This is a genomic window from Streptomyces albiflavescens, assembly GCF_014645835.1.
Classification (GTDB): domain Bacteria; phylum Actinomycetota; class Actinomycetes; order Streptomycetales; family Streptomycetaceae; genus Streptomyces; species Streptomyces albiflavescens.
In genome coordinates, this window is sequence record NZ_BMMM01000010.1 from 310,526 (window position 1) to 327,519 (window position 16,994).

The window sequence follows — 16,994 nt, forward strand, 5'->3', positions numbered from 1 at the left end:
CCGTCATGGGCATCCTCGGTGTGGCTCGACTTCACGGACACCGCCGGCCGGCCCGTCGCCGAGCCCGAAGAGGCGATCGACGGCTCCCTCTACGTCCCGCACGGCCCCCGGGACGCCGAGGGCCGGGTGGCGACAACCGTCGTCTACAACCCGGCACACCCGGAACAGGCGCAGGTCGCCGGCGCCCTGGACCAGGGGGCCCTCGACCTGGCGAGGCGCCACTGGGTCGCGCTGACCCTCGCACTCGTCCTGCTCGGCGCGGGCATCAGCAGCGGTATCGCCGCATGGCCGCAGCGCACGGGGAGATGAAGACGGCGGGCGGGAGCTACTTGACCGTACGCAGGCCCAGCGGCCCCGCGATCTCCTCCGCCATGACCTTGCCCGCCTCCTCCGCGAGGGCGTCCTCGCCGAGGCCCTGGTCGGTGTCGAGGCCGTCGAGCTCCTCCAGGGGCTGGTTCAGCCGCACATGAGCCACCACGGACTGCAGGGCGCGCAGGGTCGCGGAGGCGGTGGAGCCCCAGTTGGAGAAGTAGGAGAACTGCCACCACCAGAGGGCTTCCGTGGTGCGGCCCGCGCGGTAGTGGGCCATGCCGTGGCGGAGGTCGGTGATGACGTCGGCCAGGTCGTCGGAGATACGGGCCGGGACGGGGGCCTTGCGCGGCTCGTACGGGTCGAAGACCTCGGAGTAGACGTCGATCGGGTCCAGCATCGTCGCCAGGCGTTCGCGGAGTTCGTCGACGTCCGGCTCGGGGCCCAGGTCGGGCTCGTAGCGCTCGTCGGGGACGATGTCCTCGTGCGCGCCGAGACGGCCGCCCGCCAGGAGGAGCTGGGAGACCTCCAGGAGGAGGAAGGGCACGGCCGAATCCGGCTCGTCGCCCTTGGCCACCTCGGTGACGGCGACCAGGAAGCTCTCTACCTGGTCCGCGATCTGGACCACGAAGTCGTCGGGGTCCTGGCTGGTCGCGTGCAGCGTGGCGTCAGACATCTAGGAGTCGTCTCCCCTCGAAGGCGCGGCCGAGCGTGACCTCGTCCGCGTATTCCAGGTCGCCGCCCACAGGGAGGCCGCTGGCCAGGCGGGTGACCTTGAGGCCCATGGGCTTGATCATGCGGGCGAGGTACGTGGCCGTGGCCTCGCCTTCCAGATTCGGGTCGGTGGCGAGGATCAGTTCCGTGACCGTGCCGTCGGCCAGGCGCGCGAGGAGTTCCCTTATCCGGAGGTCGTCCGGACCCACGCCCTCGATGGGGCTGATCGCCCCGCCCAGTACGTGGTACTTGCCTCGGAACTCGCGGGTGCGCTCGATCGCCACCACGTCCTTCGGTTCCTCCACCACGCAGATCACCGACAGGTCGCGGCGCGGGTCGCGGCAGATGTTGCACAGCTCCTCCTGCGCGACATTGCCGCAGGTCGCGCAGAAGCGGACCTTGGCCTTGACCTCCATGAGGGCCTGCGCGAGCCGGCGGACGTCCGTCGGCTCGGCCTGCAGGATGTGGAAGGCGATCCGCTGCGCGCTCTTGGGACCGACGCCGGGCAGCCGCCCCAGTTCGTCGATGAGGTCCTGGACCACGCCTTCGTACAACGGACTGCCTTTCCCGGGTTTCTGGATCCTGCTTGGTCTTGTCGTCCTGTGCGTACGGTAGTTGGCCGCCGCCTGTCTTAGAAAGGCAGGCCGGGGATACCGCTGCCGCCACCGAGGCCCTGGGTGAGCGGGCCGAGCTTCTGCTGCTGGAGCGCCTGCGCGTTCTCGTTCGCCGCCTGGACGGCCGCGACGATCAGATCGGCGAGGGTTTCCGTGTCCTCGGGGTCGACCGCCTTCGGGTCGATCACCAGGGAGCGGAGCTCTCCGGAGCCCGTTACGGTCGCCTTCACCAGGCCACCGCCCGCCTGGCCGTCGACCTCCGTGCGCGCCAGCTCCTCCTGCGCGTTCGCGAGGTCCTGTTGCATCTTCTGGGCCTGCTGGAGCAGCTGCTGCATATTGGGCTGGCCACCACCGGGAATCACGATCAGCTCCTGGTTCGTACGGCTTTCCGGCAGGGTTTTCCCGCCTGGCACGAGCCTACGTGCTTCAGTGGGCGATCGCTCCAGCACTCTTTCGAGTGAGGCGATCTGGATTCCTATACCTGATCAAGGCCCTCTTCCGGGCGGAAAAGTGGTGAAATCCGGGCCATCGCCACCCATTGGGAGGTAGGAAGGGTGCGGCGCTCAGGCACCACACGTCACGATGCGTCACGCAGCGTCGTCAGTGCAGCGTCATCACCGTCGTCAGTAGGGAGTGCCGGGTGAGTCAACCGGAGATGCAGCCCGAGGGGCCGCCCCAGGACGGGCGGAGCGACGAGGCGGCGGAGCTGCGGCCGGGCGACCTGACGGGCCGGCCGTTTCCGCTCGGGGACTGGGGGGAGCCTGCGGATCGGCTCCACGAGCTGTACCGGTGGGTGGAGCGCGGAGCGCTCGACACGGCTTCCTGGTATCTCACGGACCGGGTGTGGAAGCGCTGGGGTGCGCGGGTGCTGCGGTGCGGGGCCGCGGCGGGGGCCGTGGCCGGGGCCGCGCTGCCGCTGCTCGATCTCACCGGGGTGGTGGGCGGGGTCGCCCCGTGGGGGTATCTGGCGTTGCTGCTCGGGGTCGCGTGCGTCGCGGGGGACCGGTTCTTCGGGGTGACCTCGGGGTGGATAAGGGACGTGGCCACGGCTCAGGCAGTGCAGCGGCGGCTGCAGGCCTTGCAGTTCGACTGGGCGTCCGAGAGTGTGCGGGAGGTTCTGGGGCCGACGGAGGGGACGGCGGGTGAGGCCGCGGAGCGGTGTCTGGGGGTGCTCCGACGGTTCTCCGAGGATGTGACGGAGCTGGTGCGGGCCGAGACCGCGGACTGGATGGTGGAGTTCCGGACGGGGTCGGCGCCGCTGGGTATCCAGTCCTCCCTGGCCGGTTCGCCCCGGCCCGAAGGTGCGCCGTCCGGACGGCCGCCGTTGTCTCCGGGGGCCCGACCCAACATGCCTCGGCAGCGGCCGCCGGAGCCTCGGTAGAAGCAGGGATGCACCTCCTCCGCCCCTGCCCTCCCCAAACTCTCGCTTCGCTCGAGCAGGGGGACCTCATCGCACCAGGGGCCTGCGCCCCCAGCCCCCCGCTTCGGCCTCGACGGCCTCGTCCTCAAACTCCGGACGGGCTGAATGCCCCGGCGTGCACGTTGGCCCACTGCGCGAATGTGCGGGCTGGGCGGCCCAGGAGCTTCTGGACCGTGCGGAGGACCTCGGTGCCTCGGTCGTCGTGGAGGGTGCGGTTCATGATCGCTTCCACCACTTCCGGCGGGAAGCCGTAGCGGGTCATGCCGGTGCGGGTCGCCTCCTCGGGGACTTCGCGTACGCGCAGGGGACGGCTCAGGATGTCCGCGAGGATCGACAGTTCCTCCGTCGGGGTCAGCGCTTGTGGGCCCGACAACTCGTAGGCAGCGCCCGCGTGTTCATCACCCCGTGAGGTCAGCGCCGCGCACGCCACCGCCGCGATGTCCGCCGGGTCGATGCTCGCCGCCGGGCGGTCGGCGAACGGGATGGGGACCTCGTCGGCCGCGCGGACCGCCGACGCCCACTGGAGCGCGTTCGACATGAACCGGCCCGGGCGCAGCAGGGTCCATGCCCACCCGTTGGCGGGAGAGGTCACCGCCCTTTCCGCCTCCGCGTGCCAGCGGGCGATGACATCGGCACCGCCTCCCGCATCCCGTCCGTCTCCACTGTCTCCATCCTCGCCGACGTTCTCTCCAGCCCCTCCGCCCCCTCCGTTCAGCACCGACAGCTTCACCAATCGCTCCACCCCCGCCCGGGCAGCCGCTTTCGCGAGGGCCGTGTCGTGGGTCGGGCCGGGGGCCGATCCCACCGCCTGGGACGACATCAGGAAGGCGCCGCGCACGCCCGCGAACGCCTGGTCCAGGCTCGCGGGGTCGTTCGCGTCGCCGTAGACCGTCTCCACCCGCCCCTCCACCCCGGTGGAGAACCGCGTCTGCGCGGGCCGGCGCGTCATCGCGCGCACCGACTCCCCGGCCTCGGCCAGCTGTCGTACCAGCTCGCCGCCCACATGCCCCGTCGCTCCGGTCACCAGGATCATGGTGTGCCTCCCTCGGAAGTCGTCCGGATGTCGTTCGACTCCGGATTCCTTCCAGGGTGGTCGCACAACTGCCCGTCGGCGTCCCGCCGCAGGAGGCCCCTCCCCTGCTTCCCCCGGAGTACCGAAGTACGGGAGCACGGGAGCACGGGAGTACCGAAGTACGGGAGCACCGAAGTACCGAAGTGCCGGAGTACCCGAGTACGCGGCCGTACGTCAGATCTGCGGCTCCGGGAACGCCACCGGGCTCCGGTACCCGGCCCGGTTCACCGCGCGTACGCCGAAGAAGACATTGTCCTTGGAGAGGTCGACCTCGTACGTCGTCACGTCGCCCGCCGCGATGACGTGGGTCCACTCGGGGGCCGTGGTCTCGCGCCAGACGATCTCGTAACCCGCGAGGTCGAGTTCCGTGCCCCGGGTCCAGACGAGCTGTGTGGAGTTCGTGAGGGTGGAGGTGACGATCTTCGCGCCGCGTGGGGTGCCCGGCGCCTGGGCCAGGGTCCACAGCGCCGCCGCGTTGACCTTCGCGACCCGCCCGACGAAGGCGAAGTCGCAGAACTCCGGCAGGTCGCCGAGCTGTTGGCCGTTCTCGTCGACGCGTACGTCCTGGTGCTGATGGGCGAAGTCCTCGGCCGGTTCGGTGAACCGGGCGGCGGGGTAGGCGCGTTCGAGGAAGGGGATGTGGTCGCCGCCCCGGCGGTAGCGGTCCCGGCGGTAGACGACTCGGATGTGCATGCCGGTCGCGTCGTTGTCCGCCACGTCGCGCACGAAGCGGGCCAGCTGGCGGGACGGGGAGTCGTTCTCGCCGCCGACCGAGCGGCGCGTCGCCGCCTGCTCCGGGGTCTCCGAGCTCGGGACGCCCTCCGCGAACAGGCGCAGGGTGTGGGGGTCCCGAGTGCCGTCGTCCGCCGTGGAGCTGCCGACGATGTCGTTGGTGAACATGCCCTGGACGTCCGCGCCGGCCGCCTTGAACTGCTCCGCCATGTGCGTGGCGCCGTACAGTCCTTGCTCTTCCCCGGCCACCGCTGCGAACACGATCGTCGAGGCCGGGCGGCGCGTCGCCATCACGCGCGCGAGTTCCATGGCCACGGCGACACCCGACGCGTCGTCGTCCGCGCCCGGGGCGTCCGAGGTGGCGTCCATGACGTCGGTGACCCGGGAGTCGTAGTGGCCGGACACCACGTACACGCGCTCGGGGGTGACCGATCCCCGGAGCGTCGCGATCACGTTCGTGATGCGGGTCGCCGTCGGGATCCGCGTCGCCGGCTGTTGGACGTACGACTGGAGGTCCACCGTCATACGGCCGCCGGACGCGGCGGCGTACGAGCGGAGTTCGGCCGCGATCCAGTCACGCGCGGCACCGATCCCACGCGCCGCGTCGTCCTGAGTCGAGAGGGTGTGGCGGGTGCCGAAGGAGACCAGCTTGCGGACCGTCGCCTCCATGCGGTCGCGGTCGATCTCCTGGAGAAGGGCGCGGAGTTCACGGGTGGGCGACTGGGCCGTCGCAGGCGGCTGGGCCGATGAGGGTCCCCCCATCTCGAGCGAAGCCGAGGGCTTGGAGGAGGGCGGTCGGGCCCCGGACGCGTTCGCCTCGGCCGGTGAGCCCAGCGTTGCCGCCCCCACCCCCGCCGCCGTGGTGGTCAGGACCGTTCTCCTGCTGGGGCGCATGTGTCCTCCCGGGGCTGACGCGAAGCGTTGGAACCGGACCCCGTAATGGTTGTGTACGCGACAACTTTCGGGCAAGGGCGCATACCTACGGGACGGACGTGCCCCCGAGCACCGGAACCGATCGAACGGTGAACGTCACCCGTCGCCGCAGATCTTCAGCCCCACCGGCGTCCCGCACGGCAGATGCCCGTGCGTGCGGATCACGTCCTGGCCGCTGCCCCGGCTGATGTAGGAGAGGAAACTGGAGGCGAGGGAGTCGGCGGGCGGCTGGCCGTAGGTGTAGGCGTACTCGATCTCGCGGTACGGGTAGTCGGAGGTGCCGTGCTCCAGATCCTCGACGGACGGGGTGTGTCCGTCGAGGTTGAGCCTCTGCAGGCCCTTGTAGCCGATGGCGTTGTTGAGTTCGCTGTAGCCGATCGCGCCGGGGAGCCGGGCGACCGTGCTCAACACCTGGTCGGTGGAGTCGAGTTCGCAGCGCACGACGGGGGCCGTGGCATCGTCCTTGTGGACGCAGTCCAGTGAGGAGTTCGCGATCTCACCGCGCCCCAGCACCCGCCGCTGGAAGACCTGCCGGGTACCGGAGTTGGCGTCCCTGCTGACAAGGAGAACGGGCCGGTCGGGACCGCCGAGCTGCATCCAGTTCTTGATCTCGCCGCGGTAGAGACGGCGTACGTCGGCGAGCGAGAGGTTCTTCAGCGGGATGTCGTCGTTGACGACGAGCGCGAAGACCGAGACGGCGACCCGGTTCTCGCGCAGTCGCGGGAGACCGCTCGGCTTCGGGCCGTCGGAGAGGGCGACGACGGGTGGCGAGCCGTTCTTCGACTTCGCTCCGGCGGCGTCGAGTTCGCGCACCCCGGCGGTGCTGCCGTGCGGGTCCACGGCGATCGTGGCGCCCGCGCAGTCCTTCTCGTACTTCTTGGCCAGCTCGCGCATCACGGGCTCGAAGGCGGTCGAACCGGTGACCGTCAGCGTGCCCTTCTCACAGCCGACCGGGGGCGGGGTGTCGTCGCGCAGCACGACGATCAGCGCGAGCGTGACGACGCACACGGTCAGCATCACGGTGATCATCCGGGCCGCGCGGCTGAACAGCGGCGGCTGATCGTCGGGGGTCGTACTGCGGTTGGGGCTGACCTCGCCGTCCCGGATGCCGCCGATGAGCCGTACCTCGCTGCCCACACGTCCGCCCGACAGCAGCACGAGCAGCTTGAAGTGCTCGCCCCGGTTGAGCGGCACGCGCGGGATGCGCAGGGTGCCGTCGTCGTAGTCGAGGCCCGCGGACGGGGTGAAGTGGTCCATGAGGTGGTCGGTGCCGGGCGGCTGGGTCACCGAGACACCGCGGATCGTGCGGTCGGCGAACACCGCTGTCAGACCGTGGAGTTCGCGGCCCGTGTAGTCGTTGTCGGCGATGCTCTGCGAACCGTCGTTCTCGACCCGCAGCAGGACGAAGGTGGCGTCCGCCATGCCCGGCGCCTCGTCGAACCAGCCGAGCCGCACGTTCGCCCGCCCCGAGCTCACGTTCTCGCCGATCGGGTTGTCCATCTGGACGCGGTACCCGATCCTTTTGCGCCGCGGCACCCGGCGCTCGTACCAGACCATTCCCGCGGAGGCCACGATGCCCACGACAGCGGTCGCCACGGCCACGACGTTCTCTGCGCTCAGCCACTCCACTTGAGCCACTCCCCCGAGCCTCACCGTGCGGTCACGGTACGACTCGGGCCGGAAACAGCCGACATACGAGAAATGAACTTCAACAGCCTTTCAATATGAACCAGTTGGCCGCCGAGACTGATCCCTCATCAGCCGCCCTTCGTGTACGTCAGCGCCTCACCGGAGTCCTTGTTCACACGACGCAGGCTGCCGTCCGAGAGGAGCGTGACCTCGGAGGCGGCGCCCGGTGAGCAGGAGGTGGCCGGCCGGCCGACGGTGACTTCGGAGGGGCCGATCTCCAGGGGGCCACCGGCGCTCGGGGCCTCGGCCAGCTTGGCCTGGAAGACGCAGTGGTAGGTACCGCTGCCGGCCGGGCCGTCCGCGGTGAGCGAGAGCACCGTGTCGCCCACCTCGCCCTGCTGGATGGTCAGTCGGCGGGTGTTGTGGCCGGTCGCGTTGTCGATGCTGGTGTTCCAGGTGCCGAGGAACGCCTCCGGGATCGTGCCGCCCTGGGGTGCCGACGCGCTGGGCGACTCGGACGTCGGGGACGGCTCCGACGTGGTCGGGCCGGGCGTCGTGGGCGCGCTGGACGCGGGCGACGCCCCGGAGCTCTTGTTGTCGTCGTCGCTCCCGCTGCCCTTCATCAACGCGTACACACTGCCGCCCGCACCGAGCGCGACCACCAGGGCCACGACGATCAGGACGGCGGTGGACCGGCTGCTTCGGCGCGGGGGTTCGGGCTGGTGGGGGGCGACTCCGGGACCGTACGGGGGTGTTGCGCCTCCCGGGCCGTACGGATGGGGGGCGACCCCTGGGCCGTACGGGGGTGTCGAGCCGTACGGCCCCGGCTGGCCCCAGCCCTGCTGGGGATAGCCGTACGCGGGGTGGGGCGTGCCCGGGCCGGTGGGCTGGGGGTGCTGCTGGGGGTAGCCGTACGCGGGGTGCGCGGTGGCGGGCGGCGCGGTCGGCGGAGGTGTCTGGCCGACGCCCGCGATCATCGTGGGGAGGTGGTTGACGGGGCCGGGCTGCCCGGGCGCGGGCGGGGTGGCGCCCTCCTCGGCCGGGGTGGGGGCGTGTTCCGGGGAGGCCTCGGGCGGGGCGGACGGGGGCTTGGAGAAGTCCGGGGCCGCAGCCGGCGGTGCCGGCGGCAGGGCGGGGGCGCTCGGTACCGGGGTCCCGCCCGACGCCTCGTCGGGGTTCTCCGTGTCCAGCAACTGCACCGCATGCCGCCCGAGTTGGGCGACCAGCGCACTGGGCAGCCACGGGTCGCGGGTGCGCCCGTCCGAGACGGTGTCCTCGGCGCCGGTGCGCTCCAGGATCAGGTCGAGGGTGGGCCGGGCGGCGGGGTCCTTGCGCAGACAGTCACGTACGAGGTCGGCGAGGCCCTCGGGCAGGCCCTCCAGGTCGGGCTCCTCCTGCGCGATGCGGAACATCATCGCGTGCACACCGCTGTTGGTCGACCCGAAGGGAAGGGCGCCGGTGGCGGCGTACGCGAGGACCGAACCGAGACAGAAGACGTCGCACGCGGGCGTGATGCGGTCACCGCGGACCTGTTCGGGGGCCATGAAACCGGGCGAGCCGACGAGCGCGCCGGTGCGTGTGAGGCCGCCGTCGGTCACCGTCTCCAGGGCACGCGCGATGCCGAAGTCGATGACGCGCGGCCCGTCGATGGTGACCAGCACATTGGACGGCTTGAGGTCGCGGTGGATCAGCCCCGCGGCGTGGATGTCCTGGAGCGCGTGCGCGAGTCCGGCGGCGAGGATGCGCACGGAGCGCTCGGGAAGCGCGCCGTGGTCGTGTCCGACGACGGCCTGCAGGCTGGGCCCGGCCACATAACCGGTGGCCACCCACGGGATCTCGGCCTCCGTGTCGGCGTCGAGAACGGGCGCCGTCCAGTATCCGCCCACCCGCCGCGCGGCCTGCACCTCCTGCCGGAAGCGCGCCCGGAACTCCTCCTGTTCGGCGAGTTCCTCGCGTACGAGTTTGACCGCGACGGTACGTCCCCGGTCGGACCGGGCGAGATACACGTGCCCCATCCCGCCGGCGCCGAGGCGCGCCAGCAGCCGATACGCCCCGATCCGCTGCGGATCCCCCGCCCCCAGCTTCTCCATGGCTGTGCCCACCCTCCCCCGTATGTGTGCAACAGACCGAGGATAATGCGGCCGTACGGAGAGGTGGATGGGGCGGTGTCTACGGTTCCGTAACAGCCGATGCTGTTTCTGTGACCGGCGCCGCGATCTCCGCGACCGGTGCCGTGAGGTCTTCGAGCACCGCGGACAGGTGCTCCAGCACGCGTGCGGTCTCCGCGAGTTCGGTGTCACCGAGTGCCTCGGCGAGGCGGTCGGCGAAGGTCGCGTGGCCGGGCCCGATCCTGGCGATCGCCGCGCGGCCCTGCTCGGTCGGGGAGAGCAGCTTGGCACGGCGGTGGGCGGGGTTGGGGAGATACTCCGCGAGGCCCTTGTCCACCAGGAGGTCGGCGATGCGCTGCACGCTCTGCCGGGTGATGCCCATGACGCGGGCGATCCCGGACACGGGCAGAGGCTCGCCGAGCACCGCGCCGAGCACCTGCCACCAGGCGGCGGTCAGCCCGGCGGGCTTGGCCAACTCATCGGCGATCGACAGGAATTGACCGTTGAGCCGGAAGGCCGCGAGGGCGCTGCGGCTGAACAGTTCCTGGCGCTCCCGGCTCATCGCGCGGCCTGTTCCAGGACGGCGTGGGCCGCCGCGTCGGAGTCGTGGAACAGCCGGTACCAGGCGTCCAGCACCTCGCCCTCGTACACGCCGAGGAGCCGGAAGACCTCGCGGGCGAAGGCGACGGGTTCGGTGGGACCGGCCGTCACGAGCCTGCCGTCGGTGACGGCGTCGGCGTCCACGTACCGCTCGCCGCCCGCGTACCCGGTGGCGGCGAGGTAGAAGGACACGGCGCTGGTGTGGTCACGGTCGTCGAGCAGCCCTTCGCGGGCGAGCCCGGCCGTGGCCCCGCAGATCGCGGCGACGGGCACACCGGCGCCGAGGAAGGCGCGGGCCTTGCGGGCGAACGGAGCGAGATCGTCGCTCGCGTCCCAGAGGTCCGCGCCGGTGAGGATCAGCAGGGAGCTGTCCTCGGGGCGGACGTCGTCGAGCGCGAGGTCGGGCTGGATGCGGACCCCGCCGATGGTGGTGACCGGCTCCCGGGTGGGGCCGACCGTCCGGATCTCGTACCCGGCGCGGGCCAGATACGCGGTCGTGTGCCCCGTCTCCCAGTCGGCGAAGGTGTCGTAGACGGCGAGGTGGACGGGTTTGCGGCGCGGGGCACTCGGGTCGGTGGCGGCGCTCATGGCTCCTCCTCGGGCAGGCCGAAGTTTATGTAAGCATGCTGTCAATTCGACAGCATGCTGTCAAGAGGATCGACCTGACGGCCAAGCCCGACAGACTGTCGCGGAAAGCCCCCGACCACAGACAGGACGCCGATATCGCGTCCACTCCGTGGACATTTACGCTTCGCCGCATGACCCCTCAGCCCAACCCCCAGGTCGGCGCCGCCGTGAAGGCCGCGGACCGCGCGCACGTGTTCCACTCCTGGTCCGCGCAGGAGCTCATCGACCCGCTCGCCGTCGCCGGCGCGGAGGGGTCGTACTTCTGGGACTACGAAGGCAAGCGGTATCTGGACTTCACCAGCGGGCTCGTCTTCACCAACATCGGATACCAGCACCCGAAGGTCGTCGCCGCGATCCAGGAGCAGGCCGCAACCCTGTCCACGTTCGCGCCCGCCTTCGCCGTCGAGGCGCGCTCGGAGGCGGCCCGGCTGATCGCCGAGCGGACCCCGGGCGACCTGGACAAGATCTTCTTCACCAACGGCGGCGCCGAGGCCGTCGAGAACGCCACGCGCATGGCCCGGCTGCACACCGGCCGTCCGAAGGTGCTCTCCGCCTACCGCTCCTACCACGGGGCCACCTCCACCGCGATCAACCTCACCGGTGACCCGCGGCGCTGGCCGAACGACATCGGCGCGGCGGGTGTCGTGCACTTCTGGGCGCCCTTCCTCTACCGCTCGCCCTTCCACTCGGACACGGAGCAGCAGGAGTGCGAGCGGGCGCTGCAGCACCTCGAGGACACGATCGCCTTCGAGGGCCCGGGGACGGTCGCGGCCGTGATCCTGGAGACGATTCCGGGCACGGCGGGGATCATGACGCCGCCGGCCGGCTATCTCGCGGGCGTTCGGGAGATCTGCGACCGGTACGGGATCGTCTTCGTCCTCGACGAGGTCATGGCCGGGTTCGGGCGTACGGGCAAGTGGTTCGCGGCGGACCACTTCGACGTGACGCCGGATCTGATGACCTTCGCGAAGGGCGTGAACTCCGGGTACGTACCGCTGGGCGGTGTCGCGATCTCCGGTGCGATCGCGGAGACCTTCGCCCGTCGGCCCTATCCCGGTGGGCTCACGTACTCCGGTCACCCGCTCGCCTGTGCCGCCGCCGTCGCCACCATCAACGTGATGGAGGAGGAGGACATCGTCGGGCAGGCCGCGCGGATCGGTGAGACCGTCATAGGCCCCGGGCTGCGCGATCTCGCCGAGCGGCACCCCAGTGTCGGTGAAGTGCGCGGTACGGGCGTCTTCTGGGCCCTGGAGCTGGTGAAGGACCGGGAGACCCGGGAGCCGCTGGTTCCGTACAACGCTGCGGGTGAGGCGAACGCTCCCATGGCCGCGTTCGGCGCCGCCGCGAAGGCGCACGGTCTGTGGCCCTTCATCAACATGAACCGCACCCATGTCGTGCCGCCGTGCAACGTCACGGAGGCCGAGTCCAAGGAGGGTCTGGCGGCGCTGGACGCGGCGCTCTCGGCCGCGGACGAACACACGGCGTAGGCCGTAAGGGGCTTTCTTCGCCCCCGCCGCCCCTACCCGTTCCCGTACCAGGGGGCTCTGCCCCCAGCCCCCCGGGTCGTTTTTCGGCCGCGGGTTCGTGGGGCTTGTCGCGCAGTTCCCCGCGCCCCTCACGGGGCCGGGAGGGCGGGAAAATCCACTGCCCAACCCCCACCGCGTATGGTGGCGTGCTCGGAGTGATACGCGAGTAGACCGACCACGTAACCCACGCGATGGGGGAGCGAGACACCATGCCCGGCACCGGCAGCAATGGGGCCGTCACCCGCAGCACCCTGCGGCAGCAGATCGCGGACGCGCTCCGCGACGAGGTGCTCGCGGGCCGTCTCCAACCGGGCCAGGAGTTCACGGTGAAGGAGATCGCCGAGCAGTACGGCGTCTCCGCCACCCCCGTCCGCGAGGCCCTGGTCGACCTGTCGGCCCAGGGCCTGCTGGAAGCGGACCAGCACCGCGGCTTCCACGTGCACGAGTACTCGGCGGCCGACTACCGCGGCATGATCGAGGCCCGCAGCCTGGTCACGGACGGCATGTTCCAGAGCCTCGTCGCCGGCTGCATGCAGCAGCTCAACGCCTCCCGCGCCGCCGTCGCCCTCGCCGCCGTCCGCCGCCGCGGCGAGGAGGCCCAGCGCGCCGCCACCGCCGGCGACCTGAACATCCTCATCGGCTACGACCTCCGCTTCTGGCGCGAGCTCAGCGGCCTCTTCGGCAACCCCTACCTCGCCGACTTCCTGCACCGGCTGCGCGTCCAGTCCTGGGTCTGCACGGTCCAGCACCTGCGCCGGGTCGACGACCTCAAGGGGTACCTGTGGTCCGGCCACACGGAACTCGTGGACGCGCTGGCCCGCCGCGACCCGGAGGCGGCCCAGGCGATCGTCGCGGCGTACAACGAGCACTCGCTCTCCCTGATCGAGCGCCTGGACGCAGATTCCGGCCCGCCCGGCGTCTGAGGACGAGCCCTTCGGGCGATCGGGGGGGGTGAGAGGGGCCGAACCCCCGCGAACCCGACGAGTTGTGCACCGAGCCTTCCCAAGACCGCCACGCGCACTACGCTGCCTTGACCACCCTGCACCCAAGGAGCAAGAGGAGCCGTCTGTTGGCCTGTGACCTGTGGTTGGTCCCGCTCGTCGACGTGCTGTGCCACACCCCCGACAACCCCTTCGCCGAGGAACTCGCCCTCTACGACAAGGTGCTGGGCGAGGCCGGACTCCCGCCGGTCCCGGTGTACGCGTACATGCCGGGTCTGTCCGGCGACGTGGCCCCGGTCGCGGGCTTCGACTACGACGCGCTGCACTTCCTGCGCCGCGCGTACCTCCTCCAGATGTGCGGGCTCGCGGTGACACCGGTGGACGAACTCGGGGGTGACTACGAGCAGCTCCTGGAGATGTTCGAGTCGAACGCCCAGCAGTCGCATCTGGTCTGGCACTACGACCACGCGGGTGCGTACGTCCCCGTCGACTTCCCGCACCCCCTCGCCAACGAGGAACTCCTCGCGGGCGGCGGCCCCCTGGGCTCCTCCCAGACCCTCCTGCGCGAACTCGAGTTCGTCGCCCCGTCGATCGGCATCGACCCGGCCAACCCGCCCGCCGCCCCGCAGCCCCCCATGGCCCCCACGGAGCTGGAGGAACCGGCCGCACCCGCCCCCTACGACGCCAGCCCCTTCGCCCGCGAACGTCATGTCTGGCTGGGCCTGCACGCCGCCGCGACCCGGAGCCTCGCCCAGGGGTCGATGATCATCTTCAGCTGAACCGGGGGCGCGGGGCGGAGCCGCAGCCCGAGCCCGGTGAACGCCATCTTGCCGGTGATCGGCTCGACGCGCGCGTAGTAGTACGCCAGTGAGGTGCCCTGGATGATGTCACCGGCGGTTCAAGGGGTTCACGGGCATACGGGGCTCCTGGGAGTGGGGTGGCGAGGGCAGGTGAACGGGCCGTGCGAGCCGTGCGGGGACTACACGCGTGGATCGTGGTCGCACCTCGCCCCGCCGAAACCAGGAACAGTCCATGTCCCGGTCAAGGAAGGGCATGGCATGACAACGCCCCCGGGTCGGCCGAAGCCTCACCGGGGGCGTGTCCAAGGGCCTTGCCGGCCTTGGGAGTTGACCAGGAGCCGTACTCGACGAACGAGTTGCTCAAGAGCCTTGTCGGACCAAAGAGCCTTCTCAGATGAACGAGTTGATCTCGATCGTCTCGTCACGGCCCGGGCCGACACCGATCGCGGAGATCGGCGCGCCGGACATGTCCTCGAGGGCCTTGACGTACGCCTGGGCGTTCTTGGGGAGGTCCGCGAAGGTCTTGGCCTTCGTGATGTCCTCCGACCAGCCCGGAAGCGTCTCGTAGACCGGCTTCGCGTGGTGGAAGTCGGTCTGGGAGTACGGGAGCTCCTCGACGCGCTTGCCGTCGATCTCGTACGCCACGCAGACCGGGATCTCCTCCCAGCCGGTGAGCACGTCCAGCTTGGTGAGGAAGAAGTCGGTCAGACCGTTCACGCGGGTCGCGTACCGCGCGATGACCGCGTCGAACCAGCCGCAGCGCCGGTCACGGCCGGTGGTCACACCGCGCTCGCCGCCGATCCGCCGCAGCGCGTCGCCGTCCTCGTCGAAGAGCTCGGTCGGGAACGGGCCCGAGCCGACGCGCGTCGTGTATGCCTTGAGGATGCCGATGACCCGGCTGATCTTCGTGGGTCCGACACCCGCACCGGTGCAGGCACCACCCGCGGTCGGGTTGCTGGACGTCACAAAGGGGTACGTGCCGTGGTCGATGTCGAGGAGCGTGCCCTGGCCGCCCTCGAAGAGCACGACCTTGTCCTGCTCAAGGGCCTGGTTCAGGATCAGCACCGTGTCCGCGACGTACGGCTTGAGCCGGTCCGCGTAGGTCAGCAGCTCCTCGACGACCTGGCCCGCCTCGATGGCGCGGCGGTTGTAGAGCTTGGTGAGCAGCTGGTTCTTGACGTCGAGGGCCGCTTCGACCTTCTGCGTCAGGATCGACTCGTCGTACAGGTCCTGGATGCGGATGCCGACACGGTTGATCTTGTCCGCGTACGTCGGCCCGATGCCGCGCCCGGTCGTCCCGATCTTCCGCTTGCCGAGGAAGCGCTCGGTGACCTTGTCCACCGTCACGTTGTACGGCGTGATGATGTGCGCGTTTCCGCTGATCAGAAGCTTGGAGGTGTCGACGCCGCGCTCGTTGAGCCCGTTCAGCTCGGAGAACAGGACCGAGGGGTCGACGACGACTCCGTTTCCGATCACCGGAGTGCACTCCGGCGTGAGGATTCCGGAAGGGAGGAGGTGGAGGGCATACTTCTGATCGCCCACGACTACCGTATGGCCGGCGTTGTTGCCGCCCTGGTAGCGCACCACATAGTCCACAGATCCACCGAGCAGGTCGGTGGCCTTTCCCTTGCCTTCGTCACCCCACTGAGCACCGAGCAGCACAAGTGCGGGCACAGGCGTACACCCCTTCCGGGCGGGGCATGTCCAAGGTCGGGGACGTACGCGGCTGCGTTTTGGATACGGCTGCGTACGCCGGCGACCTCCTTTGGCCGCGACCGTCGGACCGGATGCCCCGGAATAGACGAAGCCCCTGGCGCAATAGCGCAAGGGGCTCTTGCACCAAGATGCTACCCGAGGAAGCGAGGCATGACCGAGGTGGCGGCTTCCGACCAGCTCCTGGTGGTCATCGACCCGGTCGCCCGACGGACGGACGGCGAGTCTGTACGGATCGCGAAAGACGTGCTCAGCGCGGGTGCGGCGACGAAAGTGTGCCTCCCCGAGGGGCCCGAGGAATTCGCCCGGGCGCTGGCCCGTCGGGGGTCGCGGAGGCCCGTCGTCGTCGGCGACGACCGGGCCCTGCTGCGGACGGTGTCCCTTTTGCACCGGCAGCGGGAGCTCGCCGCCTGTGCGCTGTCACTGGTGCCGGTGGGGGGCGTGCTCTCGCTGGCCCGGTCACTGGGGGTGCCCACGGGGGCCGTGGCGGCGGCCCGGGCGGTGCTCGACGGCGCCGAGCGGCGGATGGATCTGCTCGTCGACGACAGCGACGGGGTGGTGCTGGGGGCGCTGCGGATCCCCTCGGGGCCCTCCCCCGCCCGCGTCCCCTCCCCCGTCGACGGGGATGCCGGGGCCCACCCTTGGCTGCGCTCCTGCCAGTCCCTCGTCCGGACCCTCGTGGCCCGGCCCCCACGGTCGGCCTCCGTGCCCGGACCCGGTCCCTCCCGGCTCCGCGTCGAGGTCGACGGCGTCACGGTCGTCGACCTCGACCAGCCCGTGGAGACGGTGTCAGTGACGCCGGGCTTCCCGGCGGGCGGCGCGGAGGTCGAGGTCCGGCCGGTGTCCGTGGGCGCGGAGGCGTCGCCCCTCCGGGCCGTGGGGCGACGGGTCACCGTCTCCGGCGCCGATTTCCGGTATCGGGCGGACTCAGTGGTGGGCGGGCCGGTACGGACCCGGACGTGGACGGTGCGGGAGGGGGCGTGGGGGTTGACGTTGCCGGTGGGGTGACGGTGGGGAGCTCTTCGTCCCCGTCGCCCCTGCCTGTGGGGCTCGCCGTGCGGCTACCGACCTACTGGGCTTGTCGCGCGGTCACCAACCTGTGGGGCTCACGCCGCAGCTACTGACCCGTTGAGCTTGTCGCGCGGTTACCAACCCGTGGGGCTCACCGCGCAGCTACGGACCTGTTGAGCTTGTCGCGCGGTCACCGACCTGTGGGGCGCCTCGCACAGCCACCGACCCGTGGGGCGCCTCGCACA

General features: G+C 70.8%; 16 protein-coding genes. 6 read left to right on the forward strand and 10 right to left on the reverse strand.

The annotated features are described in order from the left end of the window. Nucleotides 1–18: 18 nt before the first annotated feature. Complete coding sequence (locus IEY95_RS26990; RefSeq protein WP_189188716.1) at nucleotides 19–309, forward strand: hypothetical protein; 291 nt, start codon at nucleotides 19–21, stop codon at nucleotides 307–309. Nucleotides 310–325: 16 nt separating this feature from the next. Here the strand turns inward: IEY95_RS26990 and IEY95_RS26995 are convergent, their stop codons facing one another. From IEY95_RS26995 to IEY95_RS27005, 3 genes are all read right to left on the reverse strand, one after another. Further along, nucleotides 326–985 carry a DUF5063 domain-containing protein gene (locus tag IEY95_RS26995; RefSeq protein WP_189188717.1) on the reverse strand — a complete coding sequence of 220 codons (660 nt, stop codon included), beginning with the start codon at nucleotides 983–985 and terminating at the stop codon, nucleotides 326–328. Next, a complete protein-coding gene (gene recR / locus IEY95_RS27000; protein ID WP_018529216.1) occupies nucleotides 978–1,577 on the reverse strand; it encodes a recombination mediator RecR in 600 nt (199 codons plus the stop codon). The genes IEY95_RS26995 and recR overlap by 8 nt, the downstream gene beginning before the upstream one ends. 77 nt (nucleotides 1,578–1,654) lie before the next feature. Further along, nucleotides 1,655–1,999: a YbaB/EbfC family nucleoid-associated protein gene (locus IEY95_RS27005; RefSeq protein ID WP_189188806.1), complete on the reverse strand. Its 345-nt coding sequence runs from the start codon at nucleotides 1,997–1,999 to the stop codon at nucleotides 1,655–1,657. Nucleotides 2,000–2,277: 278 nt separating this feature from the next. On the opposite strand from IEY95_RS27005, the gene IEY95_RS27010 reads away from it, so the two are divergent. Next, nucleotides 2,278–3,018: an SLATT domain-containing protein gene (locus IEY95_RS27010; RefSeq protein ID WP_189188718.1), complete on the forward strand. Its 741-nt coding sequence runs from the start codon at nucleotides 2,278–2,280 to the stop codon at nucleotides 3,016–3,018. A 124-nt stretch (nucleotides 3,019–3,142) separates the two neighbouring features. Here the strand turns inward: IEY95_RS27010 and IEY95_RS27015 are convergent, their stop codons facing one another. The 6 genes from IEY95_RS27015 to IEY95_RS27040 all read right to left on the reverse strand — a co-directional run bounded on the left by IEY95_RS27015 (nucleotide 3,143) and on the right by IEY95_RS27040 (nucleotide 10,719). Next, nucleotides 3,143–4,090: an NmrA family NAD(P)-binding protein gene (locus IEY95_RS27015; protein ID WP_189188719.1), complete on the reverse strand. Its 948-nt coding sequence runs from the start codon at nucleotides 4,088–4,090 to the stop codon at nucleotides 3,143–3,145. 213 nt (nucleotides 4,091–4,303) lie between these two features. Further along, nucleotides 4,304–5,755: a M20/M25/M40 family metallo-hydrolase gene (locus IEY95_RS27020; RefSeq protein ID WP_189188720.1), complete on the reverse strand. Its 1,452-nt coding sequence runs from the start codon at nucleotides 5,753–5,755 to the stop codon at nucleotides 4,304–4,306. A 135-nt stretch (nucleotides 5,756–5,890) separates the two neighbouring features. Beyond that, on the reverse strand, nucleotides 5,891–7,423 hold the full coding sequence (locus tag IEY95_RS27025; protein ID WP_189188807.1) for a substrate-binding domain-containing protein: 1,533 nt from the start codon (nucleotides 7,421–7,423) through the stop codon (nucleotides 5,891–5,893). A 128-nt stretch (nucleotides 7,424–7,551) separates the two neighbouring features. Next, nucleotides 7,552–9,513: a serine/threonine-protein kinase gene (locus IEY95_RS27030; protein WP_189188721.1), complete on the reverse strand. Its 1,962-nt coding sequence runs from the start codon at nucleotides 9,511–9,513 to the stop codon at nucleotides 7,552–7,554. 79 nt (nucleotides 9,514–9,592) lie between these two features. Then, complete coding sequence (locus IEY95_RS27035) at nucleotides 9,593–10,093, reverse strand: MarR family winged helix-turn-helix transcriptional regulator (protein ID WP_189188722.1); 501 nt, start codon at nucleotides 10,091–10,093, stop codon at nucleotides 9,593–9,595. Continuing rightward, entirely contained in the window at nucleotides 10,090–10,719 is a 630-nt protein-coding gene (locus IEY95_RS27040; RefSeq protein WP_189188723.1) for a type 1 glutamine amidotransferase family protein, read from the reverse strand. The genes IEY95_RS27035 and IEY95_RS27040 overlap by 4 nt, the downstream gene beginning before the upstream one ends. Before the next feature lie 170 nt (nucleotides 10,720–10,889). Here IEY95_RS27040 and IEY95_RS27045 point away from each other — a divergent pair, with 170 nt between their 5' ends. The 3 genes from IEY95_RS27045 to IEY95_RS27055 all read left to right on the forward strand — a co-directional run bounded on the left by IEY95_RS27045 (nucleotide 10,890) and on the right by IEY95_RS27055 (nucleotide 14,004). Then, the gene (locus IEY95_RS27045; RefSeq protein WP_189188724.1) at nucleotides 10,890–12,245 is read left to right on the forward strand and encodes an aspartate aminotransferase family protein; all 1,356 of its coding nucleotides are present in this window, start codon (nucleotides 10,890–10,892) and stop codon (nucleotides 12,243–12,245) included. Between the two features lie 248 nt (nucleotides 12,246–12,493). Further along, entirely contained in the window at nucleotides 12,494–13,207 is a 714-nt protein-coding gene (locus IEY95_RS27050) for a GntR family transcriptional regulator (RefSeq protein WP_189188725.1), read from the forward strand. Between the two features lie 146 nt (nucleotides 13,208–13,353). Continuing rightward, nucleotides 13,354–14,004, forward strand: coding sequence for a putative DNA-mimic protein (locus IEY95_RS27055; protein WP_189188726.1), 651 nt, complete (start codon nucleotides 13,354–13,356; stop codon nucleotides 14,002–14,004). A 411-nt stretch (nucleotides 14,005–14,415) separates the two neighbouring features. Here the strand turns inward: IEY95_RS27055 and IEY95_RS27060 are convergent, their stop codons facing one another. Beyond that, nucleotides 14,416–15,699, reverse strand: coding sequence for an adenylosuccinate synthase (locus IEY95_RS27060; RefSeq protein WP_189188727.1), 1,284 nt, complete (start codon nucleotides 15,697–15,699; stop codon nucleotides 14,416–14,418). 192 nt (nucleotides 15,700–15,891) lie between these two features. Here IEY95_RS27060 and IEY95_RS27065 point away from each other — a divergent pair, with 192 nt between their 5' ends. Next, on the forward strand, nucleotides 15,892–16,746 hold the full coding sequence (locus IEY95_RS27065) for a diacylglycerol kinase family protein (RefSeq protein ID WP_189188728.1): 855 nt from the start codon (nucleotides 15,892–15,894) through the stop codon (nucleotides 16,744–16,746). Nucleotides 16,747–16,994 lie beyond the last annotated feature (248 nt).

Bases quoted from the DNA above. Each gene is read 5' to 3' on its own strand.
- IEY95_RS27030 (WP_189188721.1), bottom strand. From the start codon at position 9,513: ATGGAGAAGCTGGGGGCGGGGGATCCGCAGCGGATCGGGGCGTATCGG.
- IEY95_RS27015 (WP_189188719.1), bottom strand. From the start codon at position 4,090: ATGATCCTGGTGACCGGAGCGACGGGGCATGTGGGCGGCGAGCTGGTA.
- IEY95_RS26995 (WP_189188717.1), bottom strand. From the start codon at position 985: ATGTCTGACGCCACGCTGCACGCGACCAGCCAGGACCCCGACGACTTC.
- IEY95_RS27035 (WP_189188722.1), bottom strand. From the start codon at position 10,093: ATGAGCCGGGAGCGCCAGGAACTGTTCAGCCGCAGCGCCCTCGCGGCC.
- IEY95_RS27045 (WP_189188724.1), top strand. From the start codon at position 10,890: ATGACCCCTCAGCCCAACCCCCAGGTCGGCGCCGCCGTGAAGGCCGCG.
- IEY95_RS27050 (WP_189188725.1), top strand. From the start codon at position 12,494: ATGCCCGGCACCGGCAGCAATGGGGCCGTCACCCGCAGCACCCTGCGG.
- IEY95_RS27065 (WP_189188728.1), top strand. From the start codon at position 15,892: ATGACCGAGGTGGCGGCTTCCGACCAGCTCCTGGTGGTCATCGACCCG.
- IEY95_RS27020 (WP_189188720.1), bottom strand. From the start codon at position 5,755: ATGCGCCCCAGCAGGAGAACGGTCCTGACCACCACGGCGGCGGGGGTG.
- IEY95_RS27040 (WP_189188723.1), bottom strand. From the start codon at position 10,719: ATGAGCGCCGCCACCGACCCGAGTGCCCCGCGCCGCAAACCCGTCCAC.